Raw genomic sequence first — 18,722 nt, 5'->3', positions numbered from 1 at the left:
GGGGCCCTTTTCCTGTTCTATCGACAGGGCGACGCACTCAGTCGTCGGCCATCCCCTCGAGCCGGTCCTCGAGATCGGCGTAGATCTCCTGCAGCTCGTCGATGGTCGACTGGTCGGCGGACCACATGCCGCGGCCGTGGGCCTCGAGCATGCGGCCGACGATGTTCTTGATGGCCTGCGGGTTGACCTTGGCGAGCCGCTCGCGCATCTCGGGATCGAGAGCGTAGGTCTCGGCGGTCTTCTTGTAGACCCAGTCGTCGACGCTCTTGGTGACGGCGTCCCAGCCGAGCATGTAGGTGACGCGGTTGCTGATCTCGGTGGCGCCGCTGTGGCCGTGCTTGAGCATTCCCTCGAACCATTTCGGGTTGAGCAGCTTCGAGCGGTACTCCACCCGCAGCGACTTGTCGGCATCGTCGACCTTGATGTCGGAGGTGAAGGACTCGACGTAGTTGAGCTTGATGTTCTGGCCGGTGCGCGTGTTGCGGCGCTTGGCGGCCAGCTGCAGCGAACCCGACGATGAGAAGTAGTGGTCGATGTCGGAGATGCCGAACTCGGTGGAGTCGACCTGGTGGACGACCCGGTCGACCGAACCGAGCAGGTTCTTGAGGATCTCCGTTTCCTTCTCGCCCTTGCGCCCGCCGCCGTAAGCGCTGCTGTTGCGGCGGATGAAGAGGTCGTCGAGATCATCCTCCGATTCCCAGGCGGAATCCTCGATCATGTCGTCGACGTAGGTGCCGTAGGAGCCCGGGGACTGGGTGAACTGGCGCGAGGTGGCGCTGTCGAACTCCGCACCGCCGGCCAGGGCCTCGTCCACGTGCTTCCTGATGAAGTTCATCTCCAGGGGTTCTTCCGCCCTGGCGGCCTCCTTGACGAGCCGGTCGAGCTGGTCCATGAGCAGCCCGAAGGCGTCGCGGAAGATCGGGCTGAGCTGCATCAGCACGTCGATGCGGGGCCGGCCCAGTTTCTCGAGCGGCACGAGGCTGTAGTGGCTGATCTTGCCGGTGCCGTCGTAGGAGGGCTCGCCGCCCATGAGCCGGATGCAGACCGCAACGGCCTCGCCCTTGGTCTTGATCGTGTCGAGGCCCCAGAGCACCTGGGCGATGGTTTCGGGATACTGGCCGTCGTTCTCCTCGAGATGCTTCTGGACGATGCTGTCGGCAATCAGGGTGCCGCGCTTGAAGGCGAGCTCCGAGGGGATGCGCCAGGGATCGATGGCGTGGATGTTGCGTCCGGACGGCAGGACGTTGATGCCGTCGCGCACGAGGTCCCCGCCGGGCCCGGACTCGATGTAGCGGCCGCCGAGAACCTTCACGAGGGACTCCATTTCGCCGGTGTTGTCGCGCAGGGCGCCAAGGAGCAGGACGCCCTCCTCGGCGAGCTTCTGCACGAAGGGGAGCTCCTCCCCCTCGAGCTTCGAGCCGCCGGTAAGCTCGCTGAAGACGGTGGCGGCGCGCCCTCCGTCGAAGACGACCTTCCGGACCAGCTCACGGCACCGCTCCTCGACCTCCTCGCGAACGCGGATGGCGGAATCCTCGCCCTTGCGGGAGCGGACGGCGACCTCCTCGTAGGTCGAGAAGCCGTTCTTCGAGCCGCTGCGCCCGAGCATGATCGAGGGAAGCGAACGGCCGTTCTCGTTGCGGTTCTTGAGGGTTTCGGTGACAGTGGTGACCTGCGATTCGAGCGGGCTTGCCTCGCCGAAGACATGCAGGGAGCTCGAAATCAGCCGGTTCTCGAGTTCGCTGATATAGATGTAGAGGCGGCTGACGAAGTCGGGGAACGCCTCGCCGTCGCGGCGCGGACAGTCGTCGGTGAGGTTGAGCAGCTCGGCCTTCTGGATGATGGCCTCCTCGATGCCGGCCCGGTCCTCGCCTTCGAGCTTGCCGGCAGGGTTGCGCTCACGGTAGTCGCTGAGCAGGTCCTTGAGGGCCGGCAGCTCCTTGTAGAGGCCGGCGCGCGAAAGCGGCGGCACGACGTGGGAGACCATGGTGGCCAGGCCCCGGCGCTTGGCGATGCTCGATTCGCTCGGGTTGTTGAGCGGGTAAATGTAGACATGGGGCACCTCTCCGCAGAGGGCATCGGGCCAGCACTCTCCGGTCAGGCCGGTCTGGAGCCCCGGCATCCACTCCACCGAACCGTGCATGCCGACATGCACCATGGCGTGGGCCTGGAACTCGCGGCTGATCCAGCGGTAGAAGGCGATGTACTGGTGGTGCGGGGTATTGTCCTTGTCGAAGAGGAGGCGCATGGGATCGCCCTGCACGCCGATGCGGGGCTGTACGCCGATGAAGATGTTGCCGAATCGGATGCCGCCCATGAAGAGGCTCTCGGTGCCCATCGGCACGATCTCTCCCGGGAAGCCCTGCCAGCGCTCCTCGATGCGCTCGCGCTCGCGCGAGGTGGTAAGCGTGCTGAACTGCTCGCGGCCGATGGTGAGGGCGGAGGCATCCGACGTCATCAGCTGGTAGTCGGTGGCGTGGTCGATCGCCCGGAACAGCTCTTCCGGGGTTGCGGGCAGCTGTCCGACATCGTACCCCTCCTTCTTCAGGCGCTGGAGGATGCCGAGCAGGCTTTTTGGAACGTCGAGCAGTGCGGCGCTCGCCTTCTTGCCGAGGCCGGGAGGATAGTCGTAGACGATGAAGGCGAGCTTCTTGTCCCTATTGGCCGTGGCGCGCAGCCGCAGCCACTGGGTGGCCAGCGTCGCGAGCCTTTCGAGCCGGTCCGGTACGGTCTCGACCTTGCCGTCCCGGAGGGCGCCGAGGACGACCGGGCAGATGGCGCCGTCCATCTCCGGAATGGAGTAGGTGAAGGTGGTCTGCATGGGAGAGACGCCGTAGTCCTTCCAGGACTCGAAGTCCTGGGTCAGGAGCGGCTGGGCCACGATATAGGGGGTATCGAGTTTCGACATGATCTCGTGGCGCGCATCGGCCGCCGTTCCCGGCTTGGTGGAGCCGGCCGGTCCGCCGACGAGCCCGAATCCCATCATGTTGATGAGCAGGTCGATCTTCTCCTTCAGGAGCCAGTCGCGCACGAGCACGTGCCCCTCGACGCCCATCACGAATGCGGGATAGAGATGCAGCCCGCGCTTTTCGAGCACGCGGATGGTGTTGTCGATGTAGGTCTTCTCCTGGAGAAGATGCTTGCGGAAGAAGAGCAGCCCTACCGACTGGCCACGGTCGAGATTGACGCCGCGCTTCTTCATCCAGCTCTTGTAGCTCTTCACGTCCTTGAAGAAGGCCGGGGCATCGGGATGGTAGAGGCCCATGTTCGGAACGTCGACGATGGCGCCGACCGTCACCGGCGCGTCGAAATACTCCTTGAGGATGAGCCGGAACATGTTGGCGATGTTCTCGGGGGTCGGCTGCATCCAGTATGAATAGACCAGGAGCCAGTTCTTGAAGTCCTTCGCCTTGCTCGGCACGAGCGGCAGGATGGTGCGCATCAGCTTCATCAGCTTCATGTAGCCGTAGAGGGCGTCCTCGTCGCGTCCCTTTACGAGCATCTTGGCCACCTTCTTGACGACGTCCGGCATGCCGGCCTTGCCCTCCCCCACCTCGTAGCTGCCGACCTTCGTCAGCGACATGGCCTCGGGCATCGACTCGAAGACGAAGACGGTCTTGCCGGGAGTGCCGGCCTCAAGCTCTTGGCGGAACCAGTCGACCTGCTCCTTGAACTGGATCATGCTCATGAACGCGCAGTCCGCCTCGCGTATGGCCGTTGCGGCCTCCGGGGTCTGCTTTTCAAGATCGACGTCGCTGAGCTGGGTCAGCTCCACCTCGCCCTCGAGAAGATGCTTGATTTTCTTCCAGAGGCCCGCGTTGTACTGCTCAAGGCCGACAACGGCCACGATTTTACGGAGTTGTGCCATGATATCCCTAGCTTTTTACAGATAATGGAGGTCGACCGCCGAGGCGGGCCGCATCTTATAATGTAGAAAAGAAGGGGATAATCAAGAAATATCCCGCCCCGGAACATGCCGGGACGGAATGGGGGAAAACAGGGCGGGAATCAGAAACTGAGTGCGGCGTCGACGATCTGCTCGGCCTTCGCGTTGGGAAGGTAGAGATAGCGGCCTCCAAGCTTCTGGGCGAGCTTGGGAGCCTCGCCGCGGGAGAGGTAGTTCATCTGGGTGTCGATGACGACGGAAGCGATGCCGTCGGCGCTGACGGATGCAGAGAGCGCCTCGACCTCTTTCTCGAGATCCTCCTTGGAGGGTTTCAGGGCGTCGGGGTTGAACGCGGCCTGCAGGCCGATGTTGCCCCTGCCGTCGGTGATGAGCACGAACATGATCTGCGAGATGCCCTTCGAGCGCGCCTGCTTGGCGGTCTCAAGACCCATGAACAGCGCCGATGCAAGCGGGGTTCCGCCGCCGGTCGGCAGCACGTCGAGTTCGCGCTTTGCGCGGTCCACGCTCTGCGAAGGGGGAAGCAGCACCTGGGCCTGCTTGCCGCGGAACGAGATGAGGGCCACCTGGTCTCGGTGCACGTAAGCGTTCTGGAGCAGGCTGGCCACCGCGCCCTTGGCCTGGCGCATGCGGTTGAGCGCCATCGAGCCCGAAGCGTCGACCATGAAGATGAAGAGCGTGCCGCTCTTGTCGCGGAACCGCTTGACCTTCACGTCGTCCTTGCTGATGATGAGCCCCTTCGGCACGCTGCCGGGCACCTTGCGAAGGCGCTCCTGGCGGCGGGCCTCCTGCCAGGGCGCGGCGGAGATGAGCGTCGGGATGAGCGCCACCTTGCCGTCGCGGATCTCTCCGGGCTGGGAACGCACGAACCGTCCGCGCTTGCTGTTGAGGGCCTCTCCGCGGCTGCCGGAGGTGCTCTTCTTTTTCGAAGCGAGCGAGATGTTCATGATGTTGTCCGGCAGCTCGGTCTCGATGGCCTCCATCATGAGCTCCTCGATCATGTCGGGGGTCTCTTCAGGCTCCTCTTCGTTCTCCGCGTCGCTGGAGCTGTCGGGCTGCTGCTCCTCGTCCTCCGGAACATCCTCTTCCTGCGGCGGAGGCTCCTCCTCCGGACCCATCTCCTCGGCCGGCTCCTCGCGCTCCGGCATGCGGGTGGCGCGGGGGATGAGCACGAGCTTGATGGCAAGCTTCATGTCCTCCTCGTCCACGTCGCTGCGCTGTTCGAGCGCCGCGCTGGCCATCGCCGCGCGAACGGCGAAGATGTCGGCGCGGTTGCCCTCGACGCCGAGGCTGAGGGCGGTCTGGATGATCGCCTGCATCTGCTCGGTGGTCATGGAGACCTGCGGCAGCTGCGTGCGTGCCGCCTCGATGAAGCCGGTGAGCATGCGGAGCTCGTCCCGGGTATCTTCGGCGTCGCGCTTTCCGGTGACGATGTCGACGATCTTCTTACGGGCCCGGAAATCGTTCTGGGCCGTGAAGGGAACGATCATGCCGATCCGGTCGACGAGACCCATGCGGACGTCTCCGTCCGAGGGGTCGTAGGTGCCGACCAGCATGAAATCGGCCGGATGGACCTCGCTGAGGCCTTCGCGCTCGACGAGTACCTTGCCGCGCGACATGGCGTCCATGATGTGCGAAACCGCCGAGCTGTCGAGCAGGCTGAGCGAGTCGACGTAGAGCACGCCGCCGTTGGCCTTGGTAAGCACGCCGTGCTGGACGACGCGCTGGCCGCTGGAGAGGGTGGCCTCGAGATCGACGCCGCCGATGAGGCGGTCCTCGGTGACGTTGAGCGGAAGCTCGACGAACGGGGTTCCTTCAGGAAGGATGCCGGCGAAGGCACGGGCAAGGGTGGACTTGCCGGAACCAACGGCTGAGGGGATGACGACTCCCCCTAGGGCGGGATCGACGGCCAAGAGCATGAGCGCCTTCTTGGCCAGATCCATTCCTACAATATCGGTAAAAGCTATCATTTATATGGCTTAGGCTTCTGCTTCTCCAAGGACTTTGGCGAGCTCGCGCTCGATCTTCTCTCCGGCGTCGAGGGTCTCGAGCGGATCCTTGCGGAGACGGTGGCGGAGGCAGAGGCCGGCGATTTCACGCACATGATCCATGGTGACCTTCTTGGCGCCCTGGAGTGCGGCGAAGGCATGGGCCGTACGGGTGATGGTAAGCTCGCCGCGGTGGCCGTCGATGCCGAGGTTCATGCAGAGGCGTGCGATGTCGGTAAGGACATCGTCATCCATGCTGACCTGGGGAAGGAGCTTCTGGGCGGTAACGATCTTCTTCTGGAGCTTCTGCTGATCCCGGTCCCACTTCGCCATGAACGCCTCAGGATCCTCGTCGAACTCGCGGCGGCGCTTGACGATGTCGACGCGCTTGGCGACGTCGAAGATGGTGATGATGCGGGCGTGGAGACCGAAACGGTCGAGGAGCTGCGGGCGGAGCTCGCCTTCCTCGGGGTTGCCGGAGCCGACAAGCACGAAGCGAGCGGGGTGGCGGATGCTGATGCCCTCGCGCTCGACGACATTGCGGCCGCTGGCGGCAACGTCGAGCAGGACATCGACGAGGTGGTCGTCGAGGAGGTTGACCTCATCGATGTAGAGGAAACCGCGGTTGGACTGGGCGAGCAGGCCGGGCTCGAAAGCCTTGACGCCGCTGGTGAGAGCCTGTTCGATATCGATGGTACCGCAGACGCGGTCTTCGGTGGCGCCGAGCGGAAGGTCGACGACCGGCACGCCGATCTTCTCGGTCTTCAGCGTCTTCGGATCTATTTTGACGCCCTTCTTGCCGGCAGCCTCGTACTCGGCATACTGCTCGGGGGTACGGTTGTAGATATCGTCCTTGACGCGGTCGATGAGCGGAAGCACCTCGGCAAGCGCACGGACCGTGGTGCTCTTGCCGGTACCCCGGTGGCCCATGACGAGGACGCCGCCGATGCGGGGATCGATGATGTTGAGGATCAGACTGAGCTTCATCTCCTCCTGGCCGACGATGGCGGTGAAGGGAAAAGCGAGACCGGACTTCTTCTTGGCCGGAGCCGCGGCGGCTTTTGCGGCAGCGGATTTCGTGGCGGCCGGCTTTGCGGCGGCTTTCCTGGCGACCGGTTTCCTGGCAGCGGTTTTCTTGGCAGCTGTTTCAGTCTGAGTCATAATTGATCGTTTGGTTGTGACCCCGCCCCGTGAACTCGAGAACTCATTCACCGGAAAAGGCTTACTGTTGGTTAAAGAGTTGCGATAATAAACCTTGAATTTATGCTTTTAGCCCGACAATCGAAAATCCTTTTGCTCTTCAGCCCGCCTCTCTTTCCGCCCTACTCCCCCATCGCCGCCTGCGCCGCCTCGCGTATCGACTCGGAGAGGGTCGGATGGGCATGGATGACCGCAGAAAGCTGCCGCGCCGTCACGCCGAGGGATGTTGCCAGCGAAAGCTCGCCGATGAGCTCGACCGAGCCGTGGCCGATGAGGTGCGCGCCGAGCAGCGGCCCGCCATCGGCCTCGAAGACCAGCTTGACAAGGCCTTCGAGGGCGCCGTAGGCGTTGGCCTTGCCGGAGGCGGCGAACATGGCGCGGCCGACCGAAACCAACCTGCCGGCCTCCAGGGCCTGGCGCTCGCTCAGGCCGATGCTCGCGATGGAGGGCTCGGCGTAGACGCAGCGGGGGATCATGGCGTCCTCGACCGGGCCGGGGGAGCCGCCGCGGATGGCCTCGACCGCCACGGCCGCCTCGGCCGAGGCCTTGTGGGCGAGCAGCATGCCGCCACGCACGTCGCCGACGGCGTAGATGTGCTCCACATTGGTACGGCACCGGCCGTCCGTCACCACGAACCCGCGCTCGACCCTGACGCCGGCCGCCTCGAGCCCCAGCCCGTCGGTATTGCCTCCGACGCCGACGGCCAGCAGCAGATGGTCCGCCTCGAGCGTTTCGGGCACCTCGCCCGGCACCAGGAGCCGGGCCGTCACCTTCTCCCCCTCCCGCCTGACATCCTCGAGTTTCGAGCCGGTGGCGACCCTGATGCCGGCCTTCTGGAAGGAGCGCTTGAGTGCTTCCGAGATCTCCTCGTCCTCCAGCGGCATGAGCCGCTCCATCATCTCGACGATGGTGACCTTCGTCCCCAGCGTGGCATAGAACCATGCGAGCTCGACGCCGATCGCTCCGCCGCCGAGCACGATGAGGGACTCCGGCAGTTCCTTCAGGGCAAGCGCCTCGCGGCTCGTGATGAGCAGGCGTCCGTCCGGCTCGAGACCGGCAATGGTGCGCATTTTCCCGCCGGTGGCGATGATGACGCTGCGGGGCCGGAGCACCCTCGCGTCCCCCCCCTCACGGCGGATTTCGAGCTCGTCGGGCCCCTTGAAACGCCCCTCGCCCTGCACCACCTCGACGCCGGCCTTCCGGAGGAGGTATTCGATCCCCTTCGACATCTTCAACACCACGGTGCGACTACGCCTGACGGCAGCGGCAAGATCGAAGGAGGGCTCAGAGAGGACGCCGAACGAGGGACCTTTCCTGGCCAGGTCGTAGGCCTCTGCGCTGCGCAGCAGGGCTTTCGTCGGGATGCATCCCCAGTTGACGCAGACGCCGCCGAGCGCGCCCTTTTCGACGAGGGCGACCTTCATGCCCGCTTTGGCACCGAGGAGCGCCGCCTCGTAACCGCCCGGCCCGGAACCGATGACGGCAAGATCGAAAGTCTCTGCAGTGGTAGTGTTCATGGCGGGAAGACGATGGAGTATTGTCGGGGTTTTAGTATTATGTCCACCAAAATGCAAAATCACCCGGTAAAAAACCAATCCCCAGACGGGGAGGATGCGGCCCTCGAGCCGAAGAGGATCACCCTGCAGGTCAGCAAGGTGCAGTGCCCCATGCGCATCGACCAGTACCTCACGCGCCAGGTCGAGAACGCCACGCGCAACAAGGTGCAGGAGGCGATCGAGGAGGGCCGCGTACTCGTCAACGGCAAAACAGTGAAATCCAACTACCGGGTCAAGTCCCTCGACTCGATAGAAATGACCTTCCTCCGTCCCCCGGCGCCGGAGCTCGCTCCGGAGGACATCCCGATCCGGATCGTCTACGAGGATGAGGATCTCATGGTGATCGACAAGGAGCCCGGCATGGTGGTCCACCCCGCCTTCGGCAACTGGACCGGCACGCTCGCCAACGCCATCCTTCACCACCTCGGCAGCGACGCCGAGGGACTCGAGCGGGAAGAGCTGCGCCCCGGCATCGTCCACCGCCTCGACAAGGACACCTCGGGACTCATCATCATCGCCAAGAACCAGCTCTCGCTGCACCGCCTGGCACGGCAGTTCGCCGAACGGAAGGTATCCAAGCTCTACACCGCCATCGTCTGGGGCGTGCCCGACCCTCCGGAAGGCACCGTCCGAACCAACATCGGCCGCTCGCGCCGCGACCGCAAGGTCATGGCGAACTTCCCCTACGAGGGAGAAGAGGGCAAAACCGCCATCACCGACTACCGGGTCACCGAGGACCTGCACTGGTTCAGCCGGGTATCGCTCACCCTGCACACCGGCCGCACCCACCAGATCCGCGCCCACATGCAGCACCTCGGCCACCAGATCCTCGGCGACGCCACATACGGCGGTGCCGGCGTACGCACGCTCGACATCCCCCGGAGCGAAAGCTTCGTGCGCAACCTGCTCGAACTGCTCCCCCGCCAGGCCCTCCACGCCGAAACCCTTTCCTTCCTCCAGCCCACGACGGGCGCCCCCCTTTCCTTTTCAGCACCGCTTCCCTCCGACATGGTGCAAGCTCTGGAAAAAATCCGCGTCATATACAGGAGCGCCGGAGGAGAGAGCGCACGCTGAAGCGGAACCGCGTTCCCCCGAAGCATCAGCCCTCCATGCCTTCTCCGGGCGGCAGCCATGACGACAGGATGAAGAAACCCATGAAGAAAAGGAAAGGCCCTATGAACACAGGACTGAAAATCGCCGCGGCGGCAGCCGTTCTCTCGACGGCGGCCCTCTACCAGGACGCACAGGCAAAAGTGAACGTCAACATCAACCTCGGCGCCCCCGTCATCGTCAGTTCCCCGGCGCCCGTCGTGGTCGAGCGTCACGGCCCGCGGCGTTTCGTCGTCGACTCCCGCCCGCGCTTCCTCTACACGCCCTCCCTCGGCTTCTACGTCTCGGTCGGCGCCCCCTACGACATCATCTACTACCGGGACCGCTACTACATCCATGACGACGGCGAGTGGTACCGTTCATCCAACTACGGCGGCCCATGGGTCATCGTCCGCCAGGGCAGGGTCCCCGGACGCATCACCCGATACCGCCACGAGGACATCCGCCACCACCGCGACCAGGAGTACCGCCGGGCGCAGAGCTGGGAACGCCGCGACAGGCCGGACGAGAGGAACCGGTCCGACCGGGACCGCCGGAGGGACGACGACCGTCCCCGCTGGAGATAGGTGAACGGAAAGGCCTCCAGGGATTGTTATATTGCTTTCAGCAGGACGATACCATCCGTTGCAGGAAAACCATACAGGCGGCCGGCAGCCCATCGCTGCCAGGCCGCTTTCATTACCCGGCAGCCACACAAGACCGCATCACCTCAATGACCCGATCCCCGGCACTCCTCCTCGTACCGTTTCTGGCCAGTTCGCTCTCCTTCGGATCCCTCGGGGCCGAAGAGCCCGCAGCGCCGTCCCGCCCGCATACCGAAACGCTCTCGGGCGTCCTCCTCTCCGACCCGTTCCGTCCGCTCGAGGATTTCAGCGATCCCGCAGTGCTGCAGTGGGTCGAAGGAGAGTCTCGGCGTGCCCGAACGGCGCTTGGCGCCCTTCCCGGGCGCAGGAAGCTGATAAAAAAAATGGAAGCGTTCGACCGGCGGCGGAAGGAGAAGGCCTACAGCCTCTCCGTCACCGATACCGACCGCTACTTCTACCTCAAGGAGACGCCCGGCGACGAGACCGGCAAACTCTACGTACGGCAGGGGTTCCGCGGAAAGGAGCATCTTCTCTTCGACCCCGCCTCGCTCGACGGGGATGACGGCCGCCGCCACGTCGTCAGCCGCATCTCCCCCTCACTCGACGGCTGGAAGGTGACGATCTCCGTATCGGCCAACGGAACCGAAGACGACCGCATCCTCGTGATGGATGTCGAGCAGAAGAGGCTCTATGCGGAAACGATCGACCGGTGCCGCTTCGCCTCCCCCTCATGGACCGAAGACGGCGAACATTTCATCTACAACCGGCTGCGGCCCGTCACGAGACCCGGACAGAACCCCCAGTACGACAGCCAGGTCTTCCTGCACCGCGTGGGAACCGACCCGGAGACGGACATCGAGATCTTTTCCGGGGCGAAGTATCCCGAACTCAACATCGACGGCGCCGACATTCCCGACGTCTCCTACGACCGGGAGAGCGGGCGGCTCTTCGCCTTCGTCTCCAACGTCGACCGCCGCCTCAGGGTCTACACCGCCCCGGCCAAAGCACTGCTCGAAGGCCGCATCGACTGGAAACCGCTCATCCGCCCCTCCGACGACATCCACGACTTCGCCACCACGGCGACCGAGCTCTACTACTTCACCCCGAAGGGCGCACCGCGCTTCAGGGTGATGAAGACTTCGCTCGAGAGGCCCGACTTCAGCCGCGCCGAAACCGTCGTCCGGGAAGATCCTGAAGCGCTGCTCACCTCCTTCGCCCTCACGAGCGGCAGCCTCTACTTCACGCGTTCCCTGCACGGAGTGGAAGCCCGGATGTACCGCAGGGACCTCTCCACCGGAGAAGAGCGCCGCCTCCAGCTCCCCTTCCCTGCCGGATCGGCCTACATCTCGAGCAAGGGGCCCCGATTCGGCGACATCTGGGTCACCATCGCCGGCTGGAGCCGGGACTACAGCCGCTTCCGCTACCTGCCGGAGAGCGGCCGCTTCCAAAGAGAGACCATCTCCTCACCCGCCAGCTACCCCGAGTACCGGAACCTGGTGGTCGAAGAGGTGATGGCGCCCTCATACGACGGCACCTTGGTGCCGCTCTCGCTCGTCTACCAGAGAGGGCTGAAGCGGGACTCCGGCAACCCGGTGCTGCTCTACGGCTACGGTGCCTACGGCAAGACGCTCTCCCCCTTCTTCAGCCCCTCCATGCTGCTCTGGACCACGAGGGGCGGAGTCATTGCCGTGGCGCACGTGCGCGGGGGCGGTGAGCTCGGCGACCGCTGGCACACGGACGGCATGAAGGAGCACAAGCCGAACACCTGGAAAGACGCCATCGCCTGCGCGGAATATCTCGTGGAAAAGGGCTACACGAAACCTGAAAGGATCGTGCTCAACGGAGCGAGCGCCGGAGGGATCATGGTAGGCATGGCGATGGTCGAGCGGCCGGACCTCTTCGGGGCGGTCATCCCCCAGGTCGGGGCCATGAACCCGCTGCGGGGTGAAGAGACGCCGAACGGACCGGTCAACGTGCCGGAATTCGGCACAGCGAAGGATCCCCGGGAGCGCCGCGCCCTCATCGCCATGGACCCCTATCTCAACATCCGCGACGGGGAACGGTATCCGGCCGCGCTCGTTACCGCAGGAATGAACGACCCGAGGGTCAGCGCGTGGCAGCCGGCGAAGTTCGCCGCGCGGCTCCAGCAGGCGACAGTCTCCGGAAAGCCGGTACTCTTTTTCGCCGACGGCGAGGCCGGCCACGGCATGGGCAACACCAAATCCAAAGCGTTCGAAACGCTGGCCGACGTACTCAGCTTCGGGTTATGGCAGTGCGGCGACCCGGATTTCCGGCCGGAGCGGTAGGCCGCCCCTCGTCCCGCGTTCAGAGAAGCTCGGCCAGTTCCGTCCAGCGCGACATGTCGAGCTCGACCTGCCGCTGCAGCGCCTCCAGCTCCGCGCTGAGCTTCTGGACCGCCCCGAAATCGTTTCCGGCTGAGGCAAGCTCGCCGGCGATCTCCGCCTGGCGCTCCTCGGCCGAGGCGATGGACGCTTCGAGCCGCTCGAGCTCCTTCTTCTCCCGGCTGTTGAGCTTCCTCCCTTTCGGCTCCTGCACGGGGGCGGCGTTCTGGCGCACCGGCTCCTTTTTCGGGGGAGCTTTTTCCCGCTCGGCCTTCTCCATGGCCTTCAGCTCGAGATAGACACTGTAGTTGCCGGGGTAGCGGCGGATGGTGCCGCCCTCCTCCCAGGCGAAGATGTCCTCCACCGTACGGTCGAGGAAGTAGCGGTCGTGGCTCACGACGATGAGGCACCCTTCGTAGGTGTCGAGGTAGTCCTCGAGCACCCTGAGGGTCGGGATGTCGAGGTCGTTGGTCGGCTCGTCGAGCAGCAGCACGTTCGGGGCCGACATCAAAAGATGGAGCAGGTAGAGGCGGCGGCGCTCGCCGCCCGAGAGCGTGCCGATGGGGTTGTACTGCTGCGAGCCGGAGAAGAGGAAGCGCTCGAGCATCTTGGCGGCCGATACCACCGTGCCGTCCTTGGTCTTTATCTGCTCGGCGTCCTCGCGGATGAAGTCGATCACCCGTTTCGACTCGTCGAGGTGACGGCTCTCCTGGTCGTAGTAGCCGAGACGCACCGTCTTGCCGATGTCGATGTGGCCGCTGTCGGGCTCCGAGCGGCCGGCGATCATCTCGAAGAGGGTGGTCTTGCCCGAGCCGTTCGGGCCGATGATGCCGATGCGGTCCCCTTTGCGGATCTTGTACTCGAAATCACTGAGGAGAATCTTCTCACCGTAGGCTTTCGAAACGTCATGGAACTCGATGATCTTGTCTCCGAGCCGGTCCGCGCCGAAATCGATCGAGAGCGCCTGCTCCTTCTCCTTCGGGGGGGCGTAGACCAGCCCTTCGGCCCGCTGCATTCGGGCTTTCTGCTTGGTGGTGCGGGCTTTGCAGCCGGTGCGCATCCACTCGAGCTCCTGCTTGACGAGCGCCTGGCGCTTGCGCTCGTCGCGCACCGCCTGCTCCTCCTCCGACTGCTTCTGCTGCAGGTAGCTCGAGTAGCCGCCCGTATAGGTAGAGACCTTTTTGCTGTCCACCTCGATCATGCGCATCGCCACCCGGTCGAGGAAATACCGGTCGTGGGTGATGAGGATCACCGCCCCCTGGTAGCGCTTGATGTACTGCTCGAGCCATTCGACGCTGTCGGCGTCGAGGTGGTTGGTCGGCTCGTCGAGGATGAGCGCGTCGCTCGGCACGACGAGCGCATGGGCGAGGGCCACGCGCTTGCGCTGGCCGCCGGAAAGGGTCCCCATTTTGGCGCCAAGGTCATAGAGGCCGAGGCGGCCGAGCACCGCTTTGGCGTTCGACTCGAGCTCCCAGGCGCCGCTCGTGTCGAGCTCGTGCGCAAGCTCGCTCATCTTCTCGATCAGCGAAGGGTCCTCGTCGTGCAGGTGCTCGAGCTTCTCGCAGACCAGCTCGTACTGCAGAATGAGGTCCATCAGCCGGTCGCTCGAACGCAGCACCGCCTCGAGCACCGTATCCTCGGGGTCGAAGGGCGAGTCCTGCGGCAGGTAGGAGATCTTCTTTTTGTTGGCCACCATCACCCGCCCCTTGTCGGGCTGTTCGGCGCCGGCCAGTATCTTGAGGAGCGTGCTCTTGCCGCTGCCGTTGGCGCCGATGATGCCGACCTTGTCGCCGTCGTCGATGCCGAACGAGACGTCGGAGAAGAGGTGTTTCAGCCCGTAGTGCTTCTCGAGACCCTCGACCGTGAGTAATACCATGTGGTTCCTTCCCTTGAGAAAATTGCCGCGCCGCCCCCCTTCGGGACGGAGCGGGGGCAATATAGCCAAAGCGGCGGGTTTTGCCCCCTTTGCGGGAAGATATCCGGGAAAGGGGGCTGCGGAGGGTTTCGGGTCCCGGGATTTTTGCTTACAATGAAAAAAGGGGCCCGTGGCCCCCGAAGCTCGATCTCTCACCGAACGACATCCCCGACATGGCAGCCATCGAAGACGCCCCCCTGTGGGCCGGTATCCCCGTACCCGAAACCATCCGTCTTATGGAAAGCCATCAGCAGGAAGCCGTGCTTTCCTGGGCGAAGGAGGTCGTCGCCTCCAGTACCGACGGGTTCGACGAGCTGTACGAGGCCATCAGCATGATTGTCAAGTACATCCCGCACTTCGTCGTCATCCCGCTCATGGTCGAGCACATCAAGCCCAGAATCGCCGCCGGGGTCTGTCTCAAGATGGGTGTCGAGCAGGCGACCGGCTACGCCAACGACCTGCCTGCGGAGTACTTCACCGAGGTCTCGCGCCACATCGATGCACCCATGATGGCAGAGATCCTCACGAAAATGAAAAAGCACCACGCAGAGAAGTTCATTATCTCGGAACTCCGCCGCCACCTCACGCGCATGCTCGAGATCGCAGAGCACCTCGACGACAAAATGCTTGAAATCGTCGCAAAGCACGTCACCCTCCCCGAACACCAGGACGACCTGGTCAAGCATCCGCATACCAGCCTCTTCAGCCGCATCCGCCAGATGCAGAAATAAAAAAGGCGGAACCCCTGCCACTGAAGTTCCGCCTTTCGATAGCCGTTTGCCACAGAGGGCTCAATCGGTCTGCTTTATCCCTGCAGCCATCGTCATCCGCTCCAGGATAGCGAGGGCGAGCAACCCCGAACCAATCCCAACGAGATCTGCAAGGATATCAAAAAAACTGGCCAAATGACCCGGAATGTACATCTGGAACAGTTCAATGCCACAGCCGTATACCAGAAGCAATAAGGCCAGCCGGCCACGGGAGACAGCCCAGAATACGCTGAAAAGGAACGCCAGGACGCCGAATGCCAAAAAATGCTCAATTTTGTCCCCCCACTGAAACGTGGCCATGGTCGCATGGCCTCCAGGAAACAGGGCTATAAGAGTCACCGCAATCCAGACTCCAATGGCAGAATACCTTCCAGCCTGCACGACTGCTACGCTTTTTATCGGAAGCTTTATATGAGGCACATCACTCCTGGTTCACGGGTATAAAAGAAGGCAATCTGACGATGCAGTAGTTTGCCGAAAAGCGACCCACTAAATTCGACGAAGGGCCCCCATTTGAAACAGCGAGGAGCCGTTTAAGGAGGGGTAAGATTAGAAAAGATTGCGAAGTTTGCATTTGGATGCCAACTTTCTTTATCAAAAAACTCGTTAAACCCCTTATCGATTAAAGCACCTTTGTGTATTGGGTTATTATAGATAATAACCACTCTTTTATTTGAAATTTTATTTAGAAATTTATCTAAAATTTTGGAATCAAATGGATTGTATAAGTAGAAAATAAAAGCCTCACAGTCATAATCCAATTCAATGTCGGCAGCATCACCACATATAATCTCAACATTTAACGCAGAAATTCGCTTCAAATTTCTTTTACATATCTCAACTAAATGCGGGCTGTAATCTAAGCCGATAATATTTTTTGCGTACGGAAACATTTTATTCCATACACACAGCACCTTACCTTTTCCGCAACCAACATCAACCAATGCAACATCTTTTGGATTTAAGGAAAATAAATCAATCGCTATGCTTGTTGCTAATTTAATAGTGCCATTCCAACTACTCATATAAAAGGTACCATTTTCAAAATTTTTTGGCGTATCAATATATTTTTCTTTTGGGAGCCATATGTGTGTATCGGTATGATGAATTATATCAAAAAGATGTGTTTCAAAAAAATATGAAAGAGGAAGGCGAATTCCTCTTTTTTTCCACATTCTAAAGTAATCATTAAGTCCAAATTTCATGGCTCTTCGTCGAATTTAGTGATCAAGCTCAAGTATGTCAGTCAGGACACACCCTGATGTTCGAGGGCTTCGTCGTCCAGCTCCTGCAGCACTGTGCCAGCACTCAGGCCGTTGCATCCATGCTCAGGCTCAGCTGGCACTCTGTCGACCAGATCATGCGGCGCGCGGTAGCGCGAGGCATGAAGCGCAGGGACACTGAAGCCATCCGGCATCTCGGCATTGATGAAAAGAGCTTCAGGGCCGGTCACCAGTACGTGACGATCATGAACGACCTGGACGGCGGCAGAGTCCTTGATGTGGTCGAAACCAGAACAACCAAAGCCACTGTAAAGCTCTTGACCAGCCTTGCTGCAAAGCAGCGGAAGCAGGTGCTTTCAGTCTCGGTCGACATGTGGAATCCGTTTGCCCATGCCGTCCGGAAAAAGGTTCCCCAGGCAGATCTCGTGCACGACCGTTACCACATCAGCAAGTATCTCAATGATGCCGTCGATGCTGTTCGGCGTCAAGAGTCCAGAGCGCTCAAGTCGGCCGGCGACAAAACACTCATCGGCTCGAAGTACGCCTGGCTCCGCAACCCGGAAAACATGAGCGACAAACAGCGCGCCGACTTCGACCAGCTGATGACCTGCGAGCTGCAAACCGGCACCGCATGGTCGCTGAAGAACATGTTCAGGGCGTTCTGGGTATTGACCAGCAGAGACGCCGCCGAGTACTTCTTCCAGTACTGGAGCGATGCCGTCGACCGCTCCGAACTGAAGCCGATAATCAAAGTCAAGGACATGATGGCCCGTCATCTTGACGGCATCCTGAACTTCACCCGGCACCGCATAACCAATGCGGTTTCGGAAGGGCTGAACAGCAAGATCCAGTTGATCAAGGCCTCAGCCCGTGGGTTCCACAGCTTCGAAAGCTACCGAACCCGAATCCTGTTTTACTGCGGAAAGCTCGACATGGCAATCTGACGATGCAGTAGTTTGCCGAAGAGCGACCCACTAAATTCAACGAAGGGCCGAAAGAAGATGTAGAACTGCTCTTCGACTGCCAGTGACCCGGTATGGAGCAGTGGCTTTTGCAATGAAGGCGCAGCAAAATATCCCGCTTCACGCCAGAAAAATATGTTCGATGAGAAAAGGGTTGTGGCGGTGATGCTTTGGCCGAGATCCTTGAACGCGATGGAGTCAAAGAGGTATGCGCCAACGAGAAGGGTGAATGCGATGACAGGAAAAAGGGCAGGAAAGATTCTCCTGATTCGGCGTTCGTAGAATCGTGCAATGGAAAACGTTTCTTCCTGTATGTCTTTGAGGATGATGGTGGTGATGAGGAATCCGGAGATGACTAAGAAGATATCAACTCCAACAAAGCCGCCGGAGAATCTAGGAGCGCCAGTGTGGAAGAAGAGAACTGCGAGAACGGCAATGGCACGAAGGCCATCTATATCAGGGCGATATTTCAGGCTCATGGAATGGAGTCGCTAAATGATATGGATATTGGACATACTTTAGATGTTGAGGTCTTGATCAAGACCATAACCGGTTTCAACTCCTGAGGCATCAAGGTCAAACAACCCCGGCCAGTACTCAACCCCAAAGCACGATCATGAGGAAGCGTCCCGCCATGGGGCAGCTCAAGCTCGAAAAAACCGCCGATGCCGTTCATGACCCTTCATTGCGTGAAATCAACCGACCAACCAGCTGAATCCGGCTCAAAAAAACGATCTAACACACTATTCCACCGGGCTAAATACACCCAATCTGACGACAGCGACCTGCGCCAGATGGCGAAGTGAGAACTTGTTGCTATCATAAGGAAGATCACAAAAAGGACAGGCGCCCATTTTCGCCAGATCAGCGGCAAGGATAGCCTTCCTGAAACGCCGGTATTTTTCACCATTCCATACATCGGAAAAACTTTCTGCAAAAAGGTTCCCCAGCACATTTTTGTGCCGAAGATCCCTATCGCAAGAAATCACCTCACCATTCGATGCGATATGTATGGAAGTCCATGGGTAGGGGCACTCATTGTATTTTTGGCTCTTCGTCAAATTTAGTGGGAATGCGGGAGGAAATGGATAGCTTGACGTAGTCTCAAGCCTCACCAATCCAACCCGCAGTCTCGTGATGGAATCCCTGATCTCTCATTACCAGCAGCTTC

14 protein-coding genes are annotated in these 18,722 nt (G+C 61.4%); 5 read left to right on the top strand and 9 right to left on the bottom strand.

Features of this window, described 5'->3' with window-relative positions; translation table 11 throughout:
• Window positions 1–37: 37 nt before the first annotated feature.
• The 4 genes from bchH to lpdA form a co-directional block, all read right to left on the bottom strand.
• Window positions 38–3,865, bottom strand: a complete 3,828-nt coding sequence (gene bchH, locus E0L29_RS09360) for a magnesium chelatase subunit H (protein WP_131358129.1) — start codon at window positions 3,863–3,865, stop codon at window positions 38–40.
• 140 nt (window positions 3,866–4,005) lie between these two features.
• Entirely contained in the window at window positions 4,006–5,871 is a 1,866-nt protein-coding gene (gene bchD / locus E0L29_RS09355; RefSeq protein ID WP_131358125.1) for a magnesium chelatase ATPase subunit D, read from the bottom strand.
• A 9-nt stretch (window positions 5,872–5,880) separates the two neighbouring features.
• Window positions 5,881–7,050 (bottom strand): magnesium chelatase ATPase subunit I, encoded by a 1,170-nt coding sequence (gene bchI, locus E0L29_RS09350; protein ID WP_131358122.1) that lies wholly within the window; start codon window positions 7,048–7,050, stop codon window positions 5,881–5,883.
• Window positions 7,051–7,211: 161 nt separating this feature from the next.
• Window positions 7,212–8,606 (bottom strand): dihydrolipoyl dehydrogenase, encoded by a 1,395-nt coding sequence (gene lpdA / locus E0L29_RS09345; protein WP_131358120.1) that lies wholly within the window; start codon window positions 8,604–8,606, stop codon window positions 7,212–7,214.
• Window positions 8,607–8,657: 51 nt separating this feature from the next.
• Between lpdA and E0L29_RS09340 the strand changes: the two genes are divergently transcribed.
• From E0L29_RS09340 to E0L29_RS09330, 3 genes are all read left to right on the top strand, one after another.
• Window positions 8,658–9,719 carry an RluA family pseudouridine synthase gene (locus E0L29_RS09340; RefSeq protein WP_165498877.1) on the top strand — a complete coding sequence of 354 codons (1,062 nt, stop codon included), beginning with the start codon at window positions 8,658–8,660 and terminating at the stop codon, window positions 9,717–9,719.
• A gap of 101 nt (window positions 9,720–9,820) precedes the next feature.
• On the top strand, window positions 9,821–10,321 hold the full coding sequence (locus E0L29_RS09335; protein ID WP_131358118.1) for a hypothetical protein: 501 nt from the start codon (window positions 9,821–9,823) through the stop codon (window positions 10,319–10,321).
• A gap of 146 nt (window positions 10,322–10,467) precedes the next feature.
• Complete coding sequence (locus E0L29_RS09330) at window positions 10,468–12,645, top strand: prolyl oligopeptidase family serine peptidase (protein WP_131358116.1); 2,178 nt, start codon at window positions 10,468–10,470, stop codon at window positions 12,643–12,645.
• Between the two features lie 19 nt (window positions 12,646–12,664).
• Here E0L29_RS09330 and E0L29_RS09325 read toward each other — a convergent pair whose 3' ends face one another.
• Window positions 12,665–14,557, bottom strand: a complete 1,893-nt coding sequence (locus E0L29_RS09325; RefSeq protein WP_131358114.1) for an ABC-F family ATP-binding cassette domain-containing protein — start codon at window positions 14,555–14,557, stop codon at window positions 12,665–12,667.
• Between the two features lie 212 nt (window positions 14,558–14,769).
• On the opposite strand from E0L29_RS09325, the gene E0L29_RS09320 reads away from it, so the two are divergent.
• Window positions 14,770–15,327 carry a hypothetical protein gene (locus E0L29_RS09320; protein WP_131358112.1) on the top strand — a complete coding sequence of 186 codons (558 nt, stop codon included), beginning with the start codon at window positions 14,770–14,772 and terminating at the stop codon, window positions 15,325–15,327.
• A gap of 60 nt (window positions 15,328–15,387) precedes the next feature.
• Here E0L29_RS09320 and E0L29_RS09315 read toward each other — a convergent pair whose 3' ends face one another.
• Window positions 15,388–15,786 carry a VanZ family protein gene (locus E0L29_RS09315; protein WP_165498876.1) on the bottom strand — a complete coding sequence of 133 codons (399 nt, stop codon included), beginning with the start codon at window positions 15,784–15,786 and terminating at the stop codon, window positions 15,388–15,390.
• A gap of 113 nt (window positions 15,787–15,899) precedes the next feature.
• Window positions 15,900–16,571, bottom strand: coding sequence for a class I SAM-dependent methyltransferase (locus tag E0L29_RS09310; RefSeq protein WP_131358110.1), 672 nt, complete (start codon window positions 16,569–16,571; stop codon window positions 15,900–15,902).
• On the opposite strand from E0L29_RS09310, the gene E0L29_RS09305 reads away from it, so the two are divergent.
• On the top strand, window positions 16,565–17,533 hold the full coding sequence (locus E0L29_RS09305) for an ISL3 family transposase (protein WP_347564601.1): 969 nt from the start codon (window positions 16,565–16,567) through the stop codon (window positions 17,531–17,533). The two genes, E0L29_RS09310 and E0L29_RS09305, sit on opposite strands and share 7 nt — an antisense overlap.
• Here E0L29_RS09305 and E0L29_RS09300 read toward each other — a convergent pair.
• Window positions 17,503–18,030: an acyltransferase gene (locus E0L29_RS09300; RefSeq protein ID WP_131358109.1), complete on the bottom strand. Its 528-nt coding sequence runs from the start codon at window positions 18,028–18,030 to the stop codon at window positions 17,503–17,505. The genes E0L29_RS09305 and E0L29_RS09300 overlap by 31 nt on opposite strands.
• A 264-nt stretch (window positions 18,031–18,294) precedes the next feature.
• Window positions 18,295–18,612, bottom strand: a complete 318-nt coding sequence (locus E0L29_RS09295; RefSeq protein ID WP_242664353.1) for an SPASM domain-containing protein — start codon at window positions 18,610–18,612, stop codon at window positions 18,295–18,297.
• Window positions 18,613–18,722 lie beyond the last annotated feature (110 nt).

This window comes from Chlorobium sp. N1 (assembly GCF_004332115.1).
In the GTDB taxonomy this organism is placed as follows: domain Bacteria; phylum Bacteroidota; class Chlorobiia; order Chlorobiales; family Chlorobiaceae; genus Chlorobium.
Note: the sequence above shows the minus strand (reverse complement) of the source record. Positions and strands in the feature narration are given on the sequence as shown.

Excerpts from the sequence above, each read along its gene's own strand:
- E0L29_RS09335 (WP_131358118.1), top strand. The coding sequence starts at position 9,821 with ATGAACACAGGACTGAAAATCGCCGCGGCGGCAGCCGTTCTCTCGACG.
- E0L29_RS09300 (WP_131358109.1), bottom strand. The coding sequence starts at position 18,030 with ATGAGCCTGAAATATCGCCCTGATATAGATGGCCTTCGTGCCATTGCC.
- E0L29_RS09310 (WP_131358110.1), bottom strand. The coding sequence starts at position 16,571 with ATGAAATTTGGACTTAATGATTACTTTAGAATGTGGAAAAAAAGAGGA.
- bchI (WP_131358122.1), bottom strand. The coding sequence starts at position 7,050 with ATGACTCAGACTGAAACAGCTGCCAAGAAAACCGCTGCCAGGAAACCG.
- lpdA (WP_131358120.1), bottom strand. The coding sequence starts at position 8,606 with ATGAACACTACCACTGCAGAGACTTTCGATCTTGCCGTCATCGGTTCC.
- E0L29_RS09320 (WP_131358112.1), top strand. The coding sequence starts at position 14,770 with ATGGCAGCCATCGAAGACGCCCCCCTGTGGGCCGGTATCCCCGTACCC.
- E0L29_RS09325 (WP_131358114.1), bottom strand. The coding sequence starts at position 14,557 with ATGGTATTACTCACGGTCGAGGGTCTCGAGAAGCACTACGGGCTGAAA.
- bchD (WP_131358125.1), bottom strand. The coding sequence starts at position 5,871 with ATGATAGCTTTTACCGATATTGTAGGAATGGATCTGGCCAAGAAGGCG.
- E0L29_RS09340 (WP_165498877.1), top strand. The coding sequence starts at position 8,658 with ATGCAAAATCACCCGGTAAAAAACCAATCCCCAGACGGGGAGGATGCG.
- E0L29_RS09330 (WP_131358116.1), top strand. The coding sequence starts at position 10,468 with ATGACCCGATCCCCGGCACTCCTCCTCGTACCGTTTCTGGCCAGTTCG.
- bchH (WP_131358129.1), bottom strand. The coding sequence starts at position 3,865 with ATGGCACAACTCCGTAAAATCGTGGCCGTTGTCGGCCTTGAGCAGTAC.